The organism is Cyanobium sp. NIVA-CYA 375 (genome assembly GCF_056108345.1).
In genome coordinates this window covers 1-15685 of the sequence record NZ_JBSYHW010000017.1, presented here as the reverse complement: position 1 = coordinate 15685, position 15685 = coordinate 1, and the positions used below count along the sequence as shown (strand labels likewise).

Annotated in this window: 18 protein-coding genes and 1 pseudogene; 11 read left to right on the top strand and 8 right to left on the bottom strand. The window is 54.3% G+C overall.

Going from position 1 to position 15685, the window contains the following annotated elements:
• Positions 1-124 precede the first annotated feature (124 nt).
• The 4 genes from AC01FP_RS06415 (at position 125) to AC01FP_RS06400 (ending at position 4018) form a co-directional block, all read left to right on the top strand.
• Positions 125-1741 (top strand): phycobilisome rod-core linker polypeptide, encoded by a 1617-nt coding sequence (locus AC01FP_RS06415; RefSeq protein ID WP_474478996.1) that lies wholly within the window; start codon positions 125-127, stop codon positions 1739-1741.
• Positions 1742-1812: 71 nt separating this feature from the next.
• The gene (locus AC01FP_RS06410) at positions 1813-2553 is read left to right on the top strand and encodes a phycobilisome rod-core linker polypeptide (protein WP_474478995.1); all 741 of its coding nucleotides are present in this window, start codon (positions 1813-1815) and stop codon (positions 2551-2553) included.
• A gap of 275 nt (positions 2554-2828) precedes the next feature.
• The gene (locus AC01FP_RS06405) at positions 2829-3371 is read left to right on the top strand and encodes a phycobiliprotein lyase (RefSeq protein WP_255019477.1); all 543 of its coding nucleotides are present in this window, start codon (positions 2829-2831) and stop codon (positions 3369-3371) included.
• An 8-nt stretch (positions 3372-3379) separates the two neighbouring features.
• On the top strand, positions 3380-4018 hold the full coding sequence (locus AC01FP_RS06400) for a CpcT/CpeT family chromophore lyase (RefSeq protein ID WP_474478994.1): 639 nt from the start codon (positions 3380-3382) through the stop codon (positions 4016-4018).
• 294 nt (positions 4019-4312) lie between these two features.
• Here AC01FP_RS06400 and AC01FP_RS06395 read toward each other — a convergent pair whose 3' ends face one another.
• Positions 4313-5698, bottom strand: a complete 1386-nt coding sequence (locus AC01FP_RS06395) for a HEAT repeat domain-containing protein (protein ID WP_474478993.1) — start codon at positions 5696-5698, stop codon at positions 4313-4315.
• Positions 5699-6090: 392 nt separating this feature from the next.
• Complete coding sequence (locus AC01FP_RS06390; RefSeq protein WP_474478992.1) at positions 6091-6519, bottom strand: DUF2656 family protein; 429 nt, start codon at positions 6517-6519, stop codon at positions 6091-6093.
• A gap of 72 nt (positions 6520-6591) precedes the next feature.
• Here AC01FP_RS06390 and AC01FP_RS06385 point away from each other — a divergent pair, with 72 nt between their 5' ends.
• Positions 6592-7482, top strand: coding sequence for a HEAT repeat domain-containing protein (locus AC01FP_RS06385; protein WP_474478990.1), 891 nt, complete (start codon positions 6592-6594; stop codon positions 7480-7482).
• Between the two features lie 19 nt (positions 7483-7501).
• Here AC01FP_RS06385 and AC01FP_RS06380 read toward each other — a convergent pair whose 3' ends face one another.
• The 3 genes from AC01FP_RS06380 to cpeB all read right to left on the bottom strand — a co-directional run bounded on the left by AC01FP_RS06380 (position 7502) and on the right by cpeB (position 9332).
• Positions 7502-8122, bottom strand: coding sequence for a HEAT repeat domain-containing protein (locus AC01FP_RS06380; RefSeq protein ID WP_474478988.1), 621 nt, complete (start codon positions 8120-8122; stop codon positions 7502-7504).
• A 93-nt stretch (positions 8123-8215) separates the two neighbouring features.
• Positions 8216-8710, bottom strand: a complete 495-nt coding sequence (gene cpeA, locus AC01FP_RS06375; protein WP_106632843.1) for a class 1 C-phycoerythrin subunit alpha — start codon at positions 8708-8710, stop codon at positions 8216-8218.
• A gap of 61 nt (positions 8711-8771) precedes the next feature.
• A complete protein-coding gene (gene cpeB / locus AC01FP_RS06370) occupies positions 8772-9332 on the bottom strand; it encodes a globin family protein (RefSeq protein ID WP_197148055.1) in 561 nt (186 codons plus the stop codon).
• Between the two features lie 370 nt (positions 9333-9702).
• On the opposite strand from cpeB, the gene AC01FP_RS06365 reads away from it, so the two are divergent.
• Genes AC01FP_RS06365 through AC01FP_RS06350 form a run of 4 tightly spaced genes read left to right on the top strand, consistent with a single transcriptional unit; the run spans position 9703 to position 12098 of the window.
• Positions 9703-9957: a hypothetical protein gene (locus AC01FP_RS06365; protein ID WP_254937579.1), complete on the top strand. Its 255-nt coding sequence runs from the start codon at positions 9703-9705 to the stop codon at positions 9955-9957.
• A gap of 49 nt (positions 9958-10006) precedes the next feature.
• Positions 10007-10576, top strand: a complete 570-nt coding sequence (locus AC01FP_RS06360; RefSeq protein WP_255024194.1) for a phycobiliprotein lyase — start codon at positions 10007-10009, stop codon at positions 10574-10576.
• Positions 10577-10602: 26 nt separating this feature from the next.
• On the top strand, positions 10603-11310 hold the full coding sequence (locus AC01FP_RS06355) for a 15,16-dihydrobiliverdin:ferredoxin oxidoreductase (RefSeq protein WP_254937581.1): 708 nt from the start codon (positions 10603-10605) through the stop codon (positions 11308-11310).
• Entirely contained in the window at positions 11307-12098 is a 792-nt protein-coding gene (locus AC01FP_RS06350; RefSeq protein WP_474478986.1) for a phycoerythrobilin:ferredoxin oxidoreductase, read from the top strand. The genes AC01FP_RS06355 and AC01FP_RS06350 overlap by 4 nt, the downstream gene beginning before the upstream one ends.
• 7 nt (positions 12099-12105) lie before the next feature.
• On the opposite strand, the gene hemH is transcribed toward AC01FP_RS06350, so the two are convergent.
• A complete protein-coding gene (gene hemH, locus AC01FP_RS06345; protein WP_474478985.1) occupies positions 12106-13281 on the bottom strand; it encodes a ferrochelatase in 1176 nt (391 codons plus the stop codon).
• Positions 13282-13448: 167 nt separating this feature from the next.
• On the opposite strand from hemH, the gene AC01FP_RS06340 reads away from it, so the two are divergent.
• Complete coding sequence (locus AC01FP_RS06340; RefSeq protein WP_474478984.1) at positions 13449-14279, top strand: hypothetical protein; 831 nt, start codon at positions 13449-13451, stop codon at positions 14277-14279.
• On the opposite strand, the gene AC01FP_RS06335 is transcribed toward AC01FP_RS06340, so the two are convergent.
• Entirely contained in the window at positions 14258-15175 is a 918-nt protein-coding gene (locus AC01FP_RS06335) for an NAD-dependent epimerase/dehydratase family protein (RefSeq protein WP_474478983.1), read from the bottom strand. The two genes, AC01FP_RS06340 and AC01FP_RS06335, sit on opposite strands and share 22 nt — an antisense overlap.
• Before the next feature lie 132 nt (positions 15176-15307).
• On the opposite strand from AC01FP_RS06335, the gene AC01FP_RS06330 reads away from it, so the two are divergent.
• A complete protein-coding gene (locus AC01FP_RS06330; protein ID WP_474478982.1) occupies positions 15308-15550 on the top strand; it encodes a hypothetical protein in 243 nt (80 codons plus the stop codon).
• Positions 15551-15577: 27 nt separating this feature from the next.
• On the opposite strand, the pseudogene AC01FP_RS06325 reads toward AC01FP_RS06330, so the two are convergent.
• Positions 15578-15685: pseudogene (locus AC01FP_RS06325) on the bottom strand (biliverdin-producing heme oxygenase); the annotation flags it as partial.

The window sequence follows — 15685 nt, the reverse complement described above, 5'->3', positions numbered from 1 at the left end:
GCAACCAGCTCTACTTAACCAGTAAGCTGCCAAGCCTGCGAGGATAAGACAAATTAGATGCCTCTAAAACGTCTAGCACCGTATAACCCCCACAACAAAGCAAGTCCATCAACTCCATCTTCCCATGACAGCAAATCAAAGCAATTCACTTGACTTCGGAGCCACTCAGCTTCTTGAAGCCCCAGCGAGTTTTTCACGCAAAAGAACTGATGACGTAGAAACTGCAACAAGCGAAGAACAATTTCGCAACCAGCAGCTACTGAATACACCTTCGGCATTCACCGCAAACGACAATGCTGCTTTTCACATCGCAGTAAGAGCTGCATACCGGCAGGTATTCGGAAATGTTCAGCCGATGGAAAGCGAGCGCCTGCTGAGTGCCGAATCAAGACTACGCAATGGGGACATAAACGTACGAGAATTCGTACGGAGATTGGCCCAATCCAGTTTTTATCGCTCACGCTTCTTTGATGCCGTATCTCCGCATCGAGCAGTTGAGCTTAACTTCAAGCATTTGCTGGGCCGCCCCCCCCAGAATCAAGCAGAGGTTGCTAGCCATGTGGCATTAATCGCCACAAGTGGCTTCACAGGCGAGATCAATAGCTATCTTGATTCCGATGAGTATCTAAAGTCCTTCGGCGAGGAAACAGTTCCATACCCAACAAGCTGGAACTCTCCAGTGGGCCAGCCTCAAGCAGCATTCAACAGGATCGCAGCACTTGAGCAGAATTTTGCTGGCAGCGACACAGCAGTAGGGACCAAAAGTCAGCTGTTAGGAAATCTGGTTAGCGGCTACAGGCTCTCGATAAAGGTGCCTGCACAGGTTTACCGATCCAGTTCCCTTGGACAGATGGGTAGAACAGCGGCTGGTTCGACCGGAATGTTAGTGCCTGTCAAGCGGAACAGTGCCGATGGAGGCGACTCGACACCGATGCGTGGTGATCTATACGTTGGCTTTGGGCTTGGCCAGCGCCAGCAGGAAGTATTCGAGCGCTGCAACGGTGATTCAGCAGATCAGATTACTGCGCTGATCCGCTCGGTATACCGCCAAGTGCTGGGCAATCCCCATGTAATGGACAGCGAGCGCAACTTAACAGCAGAAAGCCAGTTTGCTGAGGGAAAGCTCAGCACCCGTGAATTTATAAGAGCTATTGGACTCTCTGCAGACTATCGCCGTCGCTTCTTCGAAACAAATGCTCCCTACCGTTTTGTTGAGCTGAATTTCAAACATATTTTGGGGCGTGCACCCGCATCTCAGGCCGAGATGAGTGAGCATCTACAAAGGCTAGCCATTCACGGCTATGACGCAGAAATCAACAGCTACGTTGATAGCGAAGAGTATCAGAACACCTTCGGCGAGAATACTGTTCCCTATCTACGTGTGACGACGGAAAATGGTCGCGAACAGGTTTCCTTTAATCGCCACATAGCGCTAGTTCAAGGCTATGCAGCCAGTGACACCATTCAATGCGCTTCAAGCCTGCTGAATTCAGTGGCTACAAGATCTGCACCTGCAAACTGGACAAATACAACGGTAAGGATTAACAGGCTTGGTGCATCCTCTGGATCAGCTGATCCCACATCCAAGCGGTTCCGTATTGTCGTCAATGCCCAGCCTGCAGGCGGCCGCCAACGCAACCCGAACGCCAGCTACGTAGTAAGTGGCAATGACATTACCAGCCAACTGGCATACATCCATAGACGCGGTGGTCGGATCATTTCTGTGACCGAAATCACCTAGAAGACTCTGGCTCGTTTTTCGGAACAATAGCTTACTTCTTCGCTCCCTCTCCCCTGCCAACCTAATAAACCATGGACATCAAAACTCTTGCCCGGCCCGATTCGGATTTACGCCAATCAGAGGCCAAAGCCCAGCTGAAAGCCGCCTACCGCCAGGTATTTGGCAATGCACACCTCTTTGACGAAGAGCTCTCAGTCTCTGCAGAGAGTCTATTCATCAACGGCGACCTCACTGTGCAGGGGCTGGTCAATGCTCTAGCTCTGTCCGACAGCTATCGGCGTCTCTTTTTTGATGCAAATGGTCCCTATCGATTTGTTGAACTCAACTTCAAGCATCTCTTAGGCCGCGCCCCACGAAATCAGGCTGAACTGAGCAAGCATGTTCAGCTCCTAGCCACAGAAGGATACGAAGCAGAAATCAACAGCTATATATACGGCGCCGAGTATCTAGAGGTCTTTGGCTTTGATACAGTACCTTATGACAGGGGAGTGGCAAGCCAGAAAGGTGAATCCAACCTTACATATAACAGAACACGTGCCTTGACTTCAGGCTTTGCAAGTTTTGATGGTGACGGGCAATCACAATTATTAGTCAGCCTGGCGACCAGATCAGCCCCCGGAGGCAGTCAAAAAACTCCCGGCCCAGGAGGTCGCAACAACCAGCGCTACGCTATTCGCTGGACAAGCGTTAATCCAGTCGGCCTAAATCGACGGGTAACGCAAACGACAACCGTTCCCTTCAGCTCGCTATCATCAGCCATCCAATCAATTCATCGACGCGGAGGTCGCATCGCCTCAGTAAAGGAATCCTAAATCAAACTAAACCGGAGGCGGTTCAAAGCCTTAATATATATTAAGGCAACACTTCCGCCGCCTCCTAAAAGCATCAACAGCAAGCACCCTGGCTGCAATCCATGAATTTAAAGGACAAAGACTATCGCAAAGCAGAGTGCACTCAGATTAATCAGAGCACTGAAGAAACGCAGCCTGCGATCAACATGATGATCGATACATGGGTACACATGGTTCAGGCAGGTCGTCTGCCAGTTGCAAGGACCACTCACAGAAACAAGGCCTGAGCAGCGTTGATGCAGCTGGAATCTTTTGTAGCTCGTAGCCTAGGCCGCTGGCGATCCATGAGAAGTGGTCATTCTCTTGCTTTTCAGCAATTTGAGGATGTTCGCAGTTCAGTATTGATTGAACCAATTGGACTCCAAGATCCGTTGGTGCTTGAGTTAATTAGAGACTGCAAGATACACGACGCCAAACCCCTTCTGCCATTCCGAATGGAATGGAATGCAGAAAGTGACTGGGAGCCAGATGGCCCCAGTGAAGTATCAGCAGGATCATGCGTACTCGTTCCAATCCCAACTGATAATCAAAAAGGAATCTTACTGCGAAGCACTGGATACGCAGAGGCCGAGCAAGCAGTATCAAACTACGCTTTTTTAGAAGACGATACTTTTATACTCACTACCCAATATGGTCAATCGATTGCAGAGGAAAGGATCTGGTTCGTATCTGAGAATGTTCGCTGCCGCTCATCAGTGCTGCGAACTTCAGCCGGCTCAGGAATACTGCAAACCTCCTTCGCATCTGAAATCAGACGGTTAGATTCCTTCAGCCAGTAGAGTTCGCCATGTTAGGTATTGCCCTAAAATTTGCCAAAATTCTTGCTGGACACTACAGTAATTTCTCTCAGTCACAGCGCGATCCCATAAATTTTGCCCATATTAACATCTATTTTCGGCCTCTGCCTTGGGAAGTATTTCAGGGCCCTGGTTTTTACTCCGAGCAAAGCTATGGGCACGATCCTTGGCGACCTTATAGGCAAGGCGTACATCGACTGATTTCGACCGAGAAGGTGCAGATTGTTGAGAATTTTGGATTCGACCAACCAATTCGCTTAGCTGGAGCAGGCTTCACGCCTAAACTGCTCAAGCTTATTCATATTGATCGCCTCAAACAACGCTGCGGTTGTGCGATGCATTTCCAAGAGACGACACCGGGTTGCTTCAGCGGGAAGGTAGAGCCTGGTAATAAATGCCTAGTGCCACGTGATGGGCGGCCTACTTATCTAGTGAGCGAGGTGTTAGTTGATCATGAAAACTGGATTAGTAGAGATCAGGGTTTTGATCCAGCTACCAATACCTTACAATGGGGCTCCGAACATGGGCCATTACGTTTTGAACGCGTGGCTAGCTTTGAGAATGAAGTCACAGCTGAGTGGGCACATCTAAGTAATCATAAGGGAGAAGAACCTGAACAAATTGGATAAAAAAGAAACCATGCAAGCTGACGGAGCAGCTATCCAGCAATTCCGTAGCTGGATTCGCTCGCAGCACCTAATTTGCCAAGGCCAAGACTTTATTTTTGAAACAATTGATCATAGTCAGCTTGAGCGTTTTGAAGCCTGTCTAAATATGCTTGATGGGCAAGTGCGATCTGTAAGAGCAATTGGAAACTGGCCAATGGGGCCCCGTCGAACATTCAAGATACTGAGAGCTGAAGCAGCTGTGCCAAGACCAAAAGGCCTGGAAATTCAGCGCTACTGGGCTGAGCGTGGGTCCTTTCAGACCCGGTTTTCGGAAATAAGCAGTTGACGCCTACGATCTACAAAAACATCAGGATCCTGCACAGCAAAAGCATCCTGCAATAGCTGAAATATTTCATGGTTATGCCCAACATCAATTGAATCAAGACCTATCAATGCAGCATAACGTAGCTCCCAGCTCGGCGTAAAATCGGAGGACAAAAGCTGCCGCACACTTTTGCACCATATATCAGGGAAGTGTTTATTCAAAGCCAAGCAAGCAGCCACTCTTGATTTACCGAATTGTGGGCGCTTGCTGTTCATGGCTTCCAGCAGCAATGCTTCAATGACAGGAGTAGCAGCGAAAGGCCAGATATCCACACTGCCAAGAAGCTGAATGAAGAAATAATGAGCACCATAATCATTATAAGCATCCTCCTGCCATCGCTTCCAGAAAACAGGCCAGAGCTCTTCTGCTGGCCTATGCTTCAATGTGGACAATGCTAGGTAGCAACGGCTAAAGTCAGTACCAAAAAACTCATCAAATAAAAACAATATGGTGGGTTCAGTGTCGTAGCAGTGCGCCAAGACCAAATCTTCTGGCTGATCCCACATCAGCGAATCTAAACATGTAAGCAGGTCAAGTCCTGCATGTGCTTTGTCTTGGCCAGGCCAGAGTGTCCGCAGAGCGCGCAACCTGAACACAGGGGACACGGGCGCCTTGAGGATCGAAGGCAATAGATATGTAGCCCGACAGTCAATTAAATCCTGAATCGCCGACTGCCTGTCCATTTGGTTAGGCAGGGTCAGGTGGTCTTCCAATTCTTGAAGACGACTGCTATCGCCACTGAGCTGTGCAACCCCGGCCAAAGCAGCGCCGCGAACCCCTGGATTCGCTTCATCTTGCAGCGATTGAAGTACGGGCAAGGCCGCATGCACTTCTAACCCCACAAGAGCCTGGATAAGGACCCTGCGGCTCTGGCTTGGATCATTGAGTAGCAGGAGCATCGCATGATGGAGTTCACCATCCTGGCAATTGAGCTGAAGAAGGGCCCAGGCGGCATTTTCAACGAGATAGTTATCATTGCTCCTTAGGCAACGCCCGATGCTAGGAATGGCCCGTTGAACCCCAAGCCGACCCAGAACTTCGACCGCTTTGCGGCGCGCAAGGTTAACCGCCTGTTCGCCCGAAGAATTATCAATGAGATGCAATAATGCCTCCTCCGTTTTATCGCCGGGGAAGTTCACGAGATGGGCGGCCGCCATGTAGTAGTCGCTGGCAGAATCAAGCGAGTCAAGAGATTGTTCAAGAATCGCTAGCGCATCATGGTGGCTGAGCCCGGGATGGATATTGTCGTAACTGTTGCTGGGGCTTGCCAAAATACTGTCCTCAGAAGTCGAAGTGGACGCGGCTGTGGAGCTCAAAGGAGAGCTGCTCCAACTCTGATAGCCGGCAGGGCAAGAGCGCTGAAAGTTTAAGAGTTATGTGTCTTGATGCAACCCAGCCAGGAAGCGTTCAATATGGATCCATCTAAATAAGAAGCACAATGGGACCCCATCAATGTGGTGCACTTCTTCTTGTTACAAGCATCAATTCTGAGACTCCCCAGAGGGTTGCTCAGAAGCTGCGAGTTCCGCTCCATATGCTGAGCCAGACTATGCAGCAACTACACCAGAACGGAATCCCAGTTTCGTCGGTGGGTCTGATGGAGGCGGCCAGCTCAGTTTCCGCAGTGGCCGCCAAAGCGGAAATAGAGCCAGGCGAATCACCCAAGCCTGGACAGCAATCACCTCGCCGCCGCCGCAAATAGCCCAGCTCAGCCTTGAAGCTCGAACACACCATCAGGAGCACGCCCCTGTTTAAGCAGTTCCCAGTTGATCGACTGAAGGAAAGCGGCGGTGTTCAGAGTCTCCACCACATCGACCCCCCAGTCACTCTGCTGCAGCAACGCTCCAGAAGCGCCTTGATCGTCCTTGCGTCCACCTAGGGCCAACAGCTGGCAATCATGCTCAGTAGCACCTGCAGAGGAGCGAAGCTGTCGCCAGGCCAGGAGTACGGCATTGGCCAAATCGACGGGCAGCAGATCGGCTTCCACCTGCACCAACCAGTGAGGGTGGCTGACTGCCTGAACCTGGACATCGGTAGACAGGTGTGCAACGAGACCAGCCGCCAGTTCCGCGGAATTCAAGCCCTTCAGGTTGTCGGAAACCACCTGAAGGTTGTGGGAGAGCAAAAAGCGTGTCATGTCCTGATCTTGTTAAGCCCACCATAGGATCGCCGCGGCTATCCCTGATAATTAGTTCAATAGGAGGGACCCTTGTCTGCCGAGCTGTCCGCTACCCCCGCATCTGGAATCCAGCAACTGAGCGTTGAGGAAGCCAACATTCTGGCTGCAGAGCTTCGTTCCCAACTTCGTCAGGGGTTAGTTCCTTCATCCGACACCCCAGCAATTGAGCGCATGGTGGCTGGTCTCGGCGATACCAGGGGCTTGATGCGGCTTACCTTTGCCGAAAGCCTTGGAGCAGTGGGTGCTGCAGCGGTGCCAACTCTCTGCCGTGCATTGCAGTCTCACGACAACGTCACCGTTCGACGCGCTGCAGCTAAGACTCTGACCCTGATTGCAGATCCAGCTGCCTTACCCATTTTACTCGAAACCCTGCTCTCAGATTCGGATCCCGTTGTGCAGGGATCAGCGGTCGGAGCGATGGCTGCAGTCGGCGAGCAGGCTCTCGATCCACTCCTCTCAGTGCTGGTTCATCCAAAAGCTTCGGCCATGCAGCAGGGGCTGGCCAGCTGGGGAATCGCTTTTATAGGCGCCAAGGCGCCAGAAGCGCTTCGCCAAGCAGCCAGCTCGCCGGATGCCAGGATAAGAACGGCAGCAATAGCAGCTCTCGGCGAACAGATCCAGGCTTTGGGGGATGACCAGGCGAGACAGCTGCTCCTAACCGCGCTGGATGACCTGGACTCCGAAGTGCGGGCAGAAGCTGCAACGCTGATGGGGAAGTTGCAGGAGCCAGAATGGGCCTGCCCGAGTCTGCTCCCGCTACTCACCGACTCGGAAGAACAGGTCCGCAAAAACGCTGCTTTATCGCTGATGAAGCTAGGGGCCAAGGATGCATTGCCTGCCTTAAAAGCAAGTGTGGAGCAGGAAGAACAACCTAGTGTCAGATTAGTGCTGGAACTAGCAATCAGTCAGCTAAGCAAGTGAGGTTGACAATCGTCTCGCGTCAGCCCGGCTGAGGTTGACGCGCTTGCAGGTCCCTTATTCGAGCCAAGGCTGATTCAAGCGTCTCTCGCACATAACTATCTAACTTTGGTTGGTGCTGCAGATCCTTAAGAGTTGGTTCAATTGCAGGATCATCGATCTGGGCGAGTGCATTGACAGCGGCTACCGCCTGGGCTGGATTATCACCGCCCACCACTGTTAGCAACAGAGGCACCGCCTGCCCACCAACCTGCCCAAGGGCCATCACCGAAGCAACAGCCACAACCGGTGAGTCATCGCTAAGTGCCTCCTCGAGAGCCTGCATCGCAGTCTCGGGGAAATGGATGCCAGGCTGGTTTGAAGCCACCTGGGCATAGGCCTTCACGCAGCTGGCGCGGATAGTACTGTCCGTGCTAGCCATAAAAAGATCCGCTAAGGGCAGCAAGGCTGCCGCGCCAAAGGCGCCAATACCACGAACAGAAGCCCTGCGTAAAGCTATATCCGGTTGGGCCAATAAACCAAGCAGTCGAGGCAGAGCTTGCTGAGGCCAATCCCTGACCATAGCTATAAAAGCCTGGCTTTGAATATAAGGATTGGGGTGAGCAAGGTCATCAAACAAGATATCTAATGCTTCCATTTCCATCGAAGAGAGGGGGTGGGAGAGGGCTCATTTTCTCACAAAAAAGGAGGCCCGAAGGCCTCCGTGGTTTGTCCTCAACAATTAATCAGAAACTGATCAGGAGAGGGCGTTGATTGCGTAATCAAGGTACGACTTCAACTCATTGAGAGCCTGGGGGCTCATGTCACGAGGGGAGCAAGCCCGATCGCGGGTGAAGGTGAGAGCTTCCACGTAAGCAGCGGTAGGCAGACGCAGGGTGCGGTACACCTCACGGGCTCCGGCAATGCCCCACTCATCGAGAGGGCCGGTGCCGCCCACAACCAGGCAGTAGTTGATCAGACGCAGATAGTGAGCGATGTCGCGGTAGCACTTGTCCACCTTGACCTGATTCTCACCAGCTTCGCCGGCTTGCTTGAGGTAGGGATACTTGCTGAAGCAGGCGTCACCAGCTTCCTTCGTCACTTTGTCCAGGCCGGCAGCCAGCTTCTCAGCAGCTTCAAGACGAGCAGTAGCTCGCTGAATGTTACCCTGAACAGCTTCTAGGTCGTTCTGGGAGGGGAAGCGACCAGCGGCATCAGCGGCGGTCACAACAGTGGTCACAACAGACTTCATCGTGAAGATCCTCGTTTAATTGAGTTGTAGTGGTTTAAAAAAAGCAATCTCTTCGGATGAATCAGCTGAGGCCGCTAATCACACGGTCAAAGTAGGTAGCAGCTTCAGCCACTAGAGCGGAGCAGTCGCCCTGAACGGTTTCCATCTTGCGGAAACGGGTTTCCACAGGGTTGGTACCGCTGGTGTTTGTCTCGTTAATGTGAGCCGTGGAAGAAGCCTTCATGATGGCCACAGCGCGGGCGGCAGACTGAAGGGGAACGCCCAGAGCGATGTAGGTCTCCTTGAGGCCGTTCAGGCAGCGGTCGTCCAAAACCGAGGCATCGCCAGCCAGCAGCGCGTAGCTGATGTAGCGAAGCACAATTTCGCCGTCGCGCAGGCAGGCGGCCATGCGGCGGTTGGGGTAGCAGTTGCCACCAGCCTGGATCAGGCCAGTGTTTTCGCAGATCATGCCGGTGACTGCATCTGAAACGATGCAGGAGGCATTGCTGGTGATGGCGTTAACAGCGTCTAGACGCTTATTTCCCTCAGCAACATAGTTACGGAGAGCAGCGAGCTCACCGCCTCCAATTGGGGCAGTCTTCGAATCTGCGCTGACGACAGCGCGTGAAAAGGCGTCGAGCATGGGAAAGGGACCAGGGGTGCTTGCGCTCAGCCAGTTGACAGCCAGTGAAGATCGTTAGATCTGTTTAGGTCTGCATGGCTTAGCTGCCTCTCGGGGAAGGCGTAAGAGGAAACTACGGTCATCTCCCGCCTCAGGACCCCGATCAAAGCAATCATGCAAACTTTCGTCACCCATCGCGGTCGGACTTAAAAAGGCAGCGCTGGCAAAGGGTTTTGGCAAGGGGAGGGCACGCACTCCCGCCCAATCGCGGAACAAAGCACCAGGAGATTTATCTTTTCTTCCATATTCACCATGGATGCGGCCCATTTGAAGCTGCTCTAGTGGATCGCAGCGGCCGACTCCGTATGCTGACATTCGCCCAATTCAACCCATGACCGACGGCACCACCGCTCGCGCCGACACGTCTGCAATCAACGCATCCGATCCAAGCCGGCAGGAGTTGGAGGAGTCGATTGATCAGCTAGCGGCCTACCGCGATCGACTCATCAAAGATGTGATCGGAATGGGTCAGAGACTGAAGCTTCCTCAGAAGCAAGTGGAATTCACCCTGGCTCAGCATCCCGAGCTGCAGAAGCTAGAAGCAATTCTGGCTCAGCTTGAAGCCCAGAAGTCCGAACAGGACTAACTCCCATCCCCCTCACCCGCCCGTGGCACCCGTGGACCCAGCCCGAACGATGGATCAGTTCTTGGCGGCCAGTCGAGGGGCCTGGCTGACGCGACGGGCTGTGCACCACCTCGACCACCAAGATGATGAATTCGGCGATTCCAATCTTGTGATCGAGCCCTTCTCCGCTCAGGATCCAGCCGTCGAACAGATATGCCTAGCTCTCAATATCAACCCTCATCTAGCAGCAGGAGGGGCCCGTTTCTGGTGGGAGAGCAATCTAAAACCCCTAGCCAGAACAGAAGATCAAGCGGCTGTATTAATAGATATCCCTCTGGCAGGAGATCCCTCTCAGGGTTTCCTGGTCCGTGACAAGGGCTACGTGGAGAAGCAACCCGTCCTCAGTCAATACAACTTTTCCAGCGATGGCGTCATGACCGTTACCACGCGCTACGACAGCAATGTCGGCACGGAACGCTGCTGGTTCGTCACGGATCAGGTGCGAATGCGGGTGAGCTCGGTGCAGTGCCTCGACGGTGTGTCGATGACCACCTACTGCACGGAGCTTCGCTGCCCCTCCGACGCAACTCTGCAGTCGCTTCGGGAAAGCGCCGATTCCCTGGCCGCCGGTTTCAGCTAACCCACCCTGCTCCTGAGCCCTCCGAGATGTTCGACCCTTTTTTGCAAGAGCTCAATAGCAGGCTGGAACGGTCTGGGGCGCAGCCCATTGCCCCACCCGATGGGCTCGCTGAATGTCGCTCGCTGAAGAGGCAGAGCGTGATCCAAAGCTGGCTCTGGCAGGTTCCGGGTTTCCGACGCTGGCGGGTGACCAGGATGGACGCGGGGGACAGCCTGCAAGTGCTGAATTCGGTGGCCTATCCCGAATACAACAACGATCAGCCCCTGATGGGAATCGATCTTCTTTGGTTCGGCACCCGCGGCAAGCTGGTCGCAGTGCTTGATTTTCAGCCCCTACTGCAAGATCAGAATTATCTTGATACCTATTATCAAGGCCTAAAAGAACTTATTTCTCGCCACCCGGATCTTCACGGTGCTGAGGCCATGCGCTCATTTGATCCAAACCAATATTTTTCGCCCTGGCTGCTGTTCTGCCGTGGAGGTGCTGAGGAGGCGCAGGAATCGTTGCCCAGAGCTTTCACCGCCTTTCTCGACTGCTACTGGCAGCTCAGCGCCGAAGCCAGCCAACGCACTTCCATAGTTACAGCAGAAAGGGTTAAAACCCTGCAGGAGGCATACGATGTCTACAGCGCCGAAAGAGATCCGGCTCATGGCCTGTTTAGCAGCCACTTCGGCAAGGCATGGTCGGATCGTTTTCTGCACGAGTTCCTCTTCCCATCTAGCCCGCAGCAATGACAGCACCGCAAAGCTGCAGCCTTGATCAGGTCAGAATCGCCGGTTGGCGTTGGCAGCCCTTTCTTGATCATGCGGTCGACATGCTTCAGGCGTTGCAGCCAGCCGCCTACCCCGTGCCGGAGCAGTTTCTGCAAAAAACCGGATCCACCGGTTCGAAGGCACAGCCGGTAGTTGTGCAAACTGCAACCTGGGCCTGTCGAACCAGCAAGCTTCGCCAGGTGAGGGCCGCCTGTGTGGAAGCGGGACCAGCAGCGTCCGTGCTGAACCTAGTTATCAATCCCGACTGCCGTTTTGATCTACCTTTCTTCGGAGCCGATTTGGTCACGCTGCCCTCAGGCCATCTGCTAGCCCTTGACCTGCAGCCAGTTGACCGCAGCGATTCCCTCCATACCCAACCTGTCTGGGATCGATTACTCCCAATTTTTAACAGCTGGAAGCCTCACTTGCCCGATGGCGGGCCCATTCCTGCCGAGGCGGAACCTTACTTTTCGCCTGCATTTCTCTGGACCCGTCTACCTCTGGGTGCAGCCTCCGATGAGCTGATCGCCACCGTTATATTTCAAGCCTTTGCTGAGTATTTAAAGCTTTATTTACAGCTCGTAGATGAAGCACCCCCCGTAGCAGACAATCGCTCAGCAATATTGCTCGAGGGCCAACGCCGCTACACCAGCTATCGGGCAGAGAAAGATCCGGCAAGAGGGATGCTCAGCCGCTTTCACGGCGCGGAATGGACCGAGACATATATCCATGAGGTGTTGTTCGATCTAGACAGACACTATCCCGAGTAAAAGAAGATCAAAGCAAGCCTATGGCGTGAAGAGGCCCACTTCCACTGATCAGCTCCACTAGAAAAGCGGAGAATCCGACCATAGCTAAGCGGCCATTCCACACTTCTGAGCTGTTGTTCCAGCCCCAAGCCCACTTGTCTTGGGGGTAGAGCTTCACAGTGCTAGGCAAAGCCGCCGCCTGGTCAAGATTCACTTCGGGCCCATCCAGGGCCTGCTGGACAAGTCGCGCAAGCCCCTGGATGAACGCAGGGTTGGTGTCAAGCGCCGGCACACGCCGAAAATTTGTGATGCCCGACTCGAAAGCCAGCTTGCGGTACTCGATGTCGATCTCTTCAAGGGTCTCGATGTGCTCGCTCACAAAACTGATCGGCACAACCACCAGATCCTTCACACCCTGCCGCCCTAGCTCCGCCAATGCCTCGTCGGTGTAGGGCTTGAGCCACTCCACAGGACCCACCCGGCTCTGATAAGCAAGGGTGAAAGAGTTGCTGTGGCCCAATGTGGCCTCCAACTTCTCGATGATCAGCCGGGCGCAGGTTTCGATCTCCCCTTGGTAGGGATCGCCCGCTTCTTCCACGTAGCTCTTAGGAACACCGTGGGCGCTGAAGAACACGTGGGCGCTGTCAGGGTCCGGGCAGGCCTGGATCTCACGGGCGATCAGCCCGGCCATGGCGTCGATATAGCCCTGGTCATCGTGGTAGCTGCGGATGCATCGAATCGGCAAAGCTGCAAAGACAGGATCAGCCTGACGAAGACGCTGAAGCTCCCTAAAGCTGGAACCGCTGGTGCTAATCGAGAAGTGAGGGTAAAGAGGCAGCACCACCACCTCGTCCACATCGTCGGCTTTGATGTCTGCCACCGCCGATTCGGTAAAGGGGTGCCAGTAGCGCATCGCCACGTAGCTGGTGGCCTCGATCCCAAGCAGGCGCAGGGCACTCTGTAGCTCCCGAGCCTGCTGCTCGGTGATTCGCCGCAGTGGTGAGCCCCCGCCGATTGAACGATAAGCCTCCTGCGACTTGCTCGCCCGCAGGCTGCTGATAAGCCAAGCCAGTGGTTTCTGCAGGGCCGAGCTGGGTAGCCGGATGATCTCCGGATCCGAGAACAGGTTGTAGAGGAAAGGGCCGACGTCCTGGATGCGCTCCGGACCCCCGAGGTTCAGCAGGAGCACTCCTACCTTGGCCATGGCTTGGCGATCATGAGGCCAAACATCACCTTACGTCTACAACTGCTGGCAACTGCACTCGCTCGGTTGATTACGAAACGTTTAGGGTCAGCCCTGACAACCAAGCCGTTCGACCGTCGCACATCAGCTAGCCGATTCTGGAAGACCCGACTACCGAACTGAAGACGATGGAAGGTTCAGACAATCACGCCAAAGCAGCAGCTGATCGGCAATGGAACCTCATGCGCGCCAGCTTTCATGGCGACTGGAAGGGAATAACCACCTGGTATGGCCGCAACGGCCATGGCATGAACCTGAAGCAGGGCAGCGCCAACCCGGAGGCCTCGCTTTACTCCATCCGCTTCTCGGATGCGCACACGGGTGAATGGCATGGAACCGGCCTGCGATTCGCGCCCGGTGGAGAACGCCGCTTCCCCCTATATCGGCACAATTACAACCTCGGCCATAACTGCTGGCATTTTTCGCAGACGGCGGGCCAGTCGAGCCTGGAAATGGCCGGCAGCAGCGCCCGTGCTGGGCATGAAGTGAACTTCTTCAGCGGTCGCAGTCGTTCGATGCTGGTGGCGCTTTACCAGCAACAACCTGATGGTCAGATGCTGCTGGACTCAATCGCCGCCACACCCTTCCGTTGCCAACGCACCAGTCCTGACCCCGAACGCGTTCAGTTCCAATCGCTGGAGGCGGTATTCGAGACCGTCTTTGGCTGGCAAGGAGTGGAGTCAGTGATCAGACCAGGATTCAATTCTGTAAATGAAACGTCAGATCAGCGGTTGGCACCATTCTGTAGCGAATTATTTATCAAGAATGAAGTGAATGGGCTGTTTACGGATAATTTAATCTGCAGCCTGCCTGAGAGCTTGCCAAAGCATTCATTTGACATCCACTTTGGCTGCATACTGGATCGTCAAAGCTTTGTGCATTTGACAATGGAGTTTGATGCCAATCACAATCTCTTGGCCTGGATAGAGCGCCGATATCAGCCCAACATGCATGGATGAGAGAGGCTGAAGCCAAGCTGCTTTAGCTTCTCATTACTCACCCGCGCATTAAGGATTCGATCGCTGGTGTCTCTGGTCAACCACTTAGCTAGTGGCAGGCCAGCGCGCTCACACAGCCTATCTGTGAGCTCCTGGCCGTTGTACTGGGTGTCATTGACCAGGTTGTACGTGTCATTCAGGCCTTGGTCAAAGGCAAAGTTGATACCGCGAACGATGTCGTCGCGGTGAATCCAGCACGGCACATTCAGGCCATTACGCTGCACTAAGCCGCCAGCTGCACTCAGCAACATGGCCGGAATATCGCGTCCAGGCCCGTATATGCCACCGAGGCGCAACACGCAGACCTTGATCGAGTCGGAGCGGACCGACGCGATCATCTGCTCTGCTCTCACGAGCACGGAATTCACTGGATGATTTGAATCGGTTGGATCGCTCTCACTTGTGAGCGCTCCCTGCCGGTTGCCATACACGCCACAGCTGCTGAGGTGAACAAGCTGCAGTGGCGAGCTGACAGGCCGACGGCTAAGCGTTTCGATCAGCCGCTGCAGGCCGCCAAGAAAGGTCTGCTCGTATTGGCTCAGCTCAACACTGGAACTCTTCGACGGAGCGAAGGACACCAAGATGCCGTCGACATCTGTTGCGAAGTCCAAGCTGCTGGAGGGATCCGTCGAATCAAAAACCAATGGATTGTCGACTAGATCGGCCAGCTCTGGCAAGCGTTCACGCCGGGTTGTGGTGCCCCAAAGTGCGTGCCCCTCCTGCTTCCAGGATTTGGCAACCGCTTCGCCCACGTAGCCACAACCCAGGATTGCGCGACGCTCACCCGAGGGCAGGATCGGGCGCTCTTGGAGAGACAGCAACTGATAGAGGGAGGCCAGATCTGGGGTAGAAGTCATCCCGCAAAGCCCAATCATGAAGTTTTGCAACCCTAGGCCTGCCGGGCGTGGGGTTGCGTTGCCACCGCTACGGATGACGCAGCCTGAGCCCTAATCCGTTCTTGTGGCAGCCTGAGCTATCGCCTCAAGCCCATGCCCGTCTATTGCGTCGAAGTGCCTGGGCTACCGCCACTTTCCGTCACTTGCGCCGGCTGCAGCGGAGATGCTTTGCAACTGGCACTGCGGGAGCAGGGACTGGATAACTTCCGTGTGGAGCGGCGCAGCAAGGATGGCCGCCAGTGGTGGTTTCAGGCCAACTTCAAGCCAGGCACCTTCTACTCAGACACCGCTGGAGGTCTCACCCGGCTGGTGAGCGTTGATTTAATCGAGGACTGATGGGTCCGATCCAAGCGCCGCTAAGCCTCAGGCCGCCGCCACTTCCGTGCTGCCCGAGCGCTGACGGCGGGTAAGGAAGCCAAACAGCACCTTGCCAATGGCGGCGATCAGATTGCCTTCCAGTTCCTGGAACAT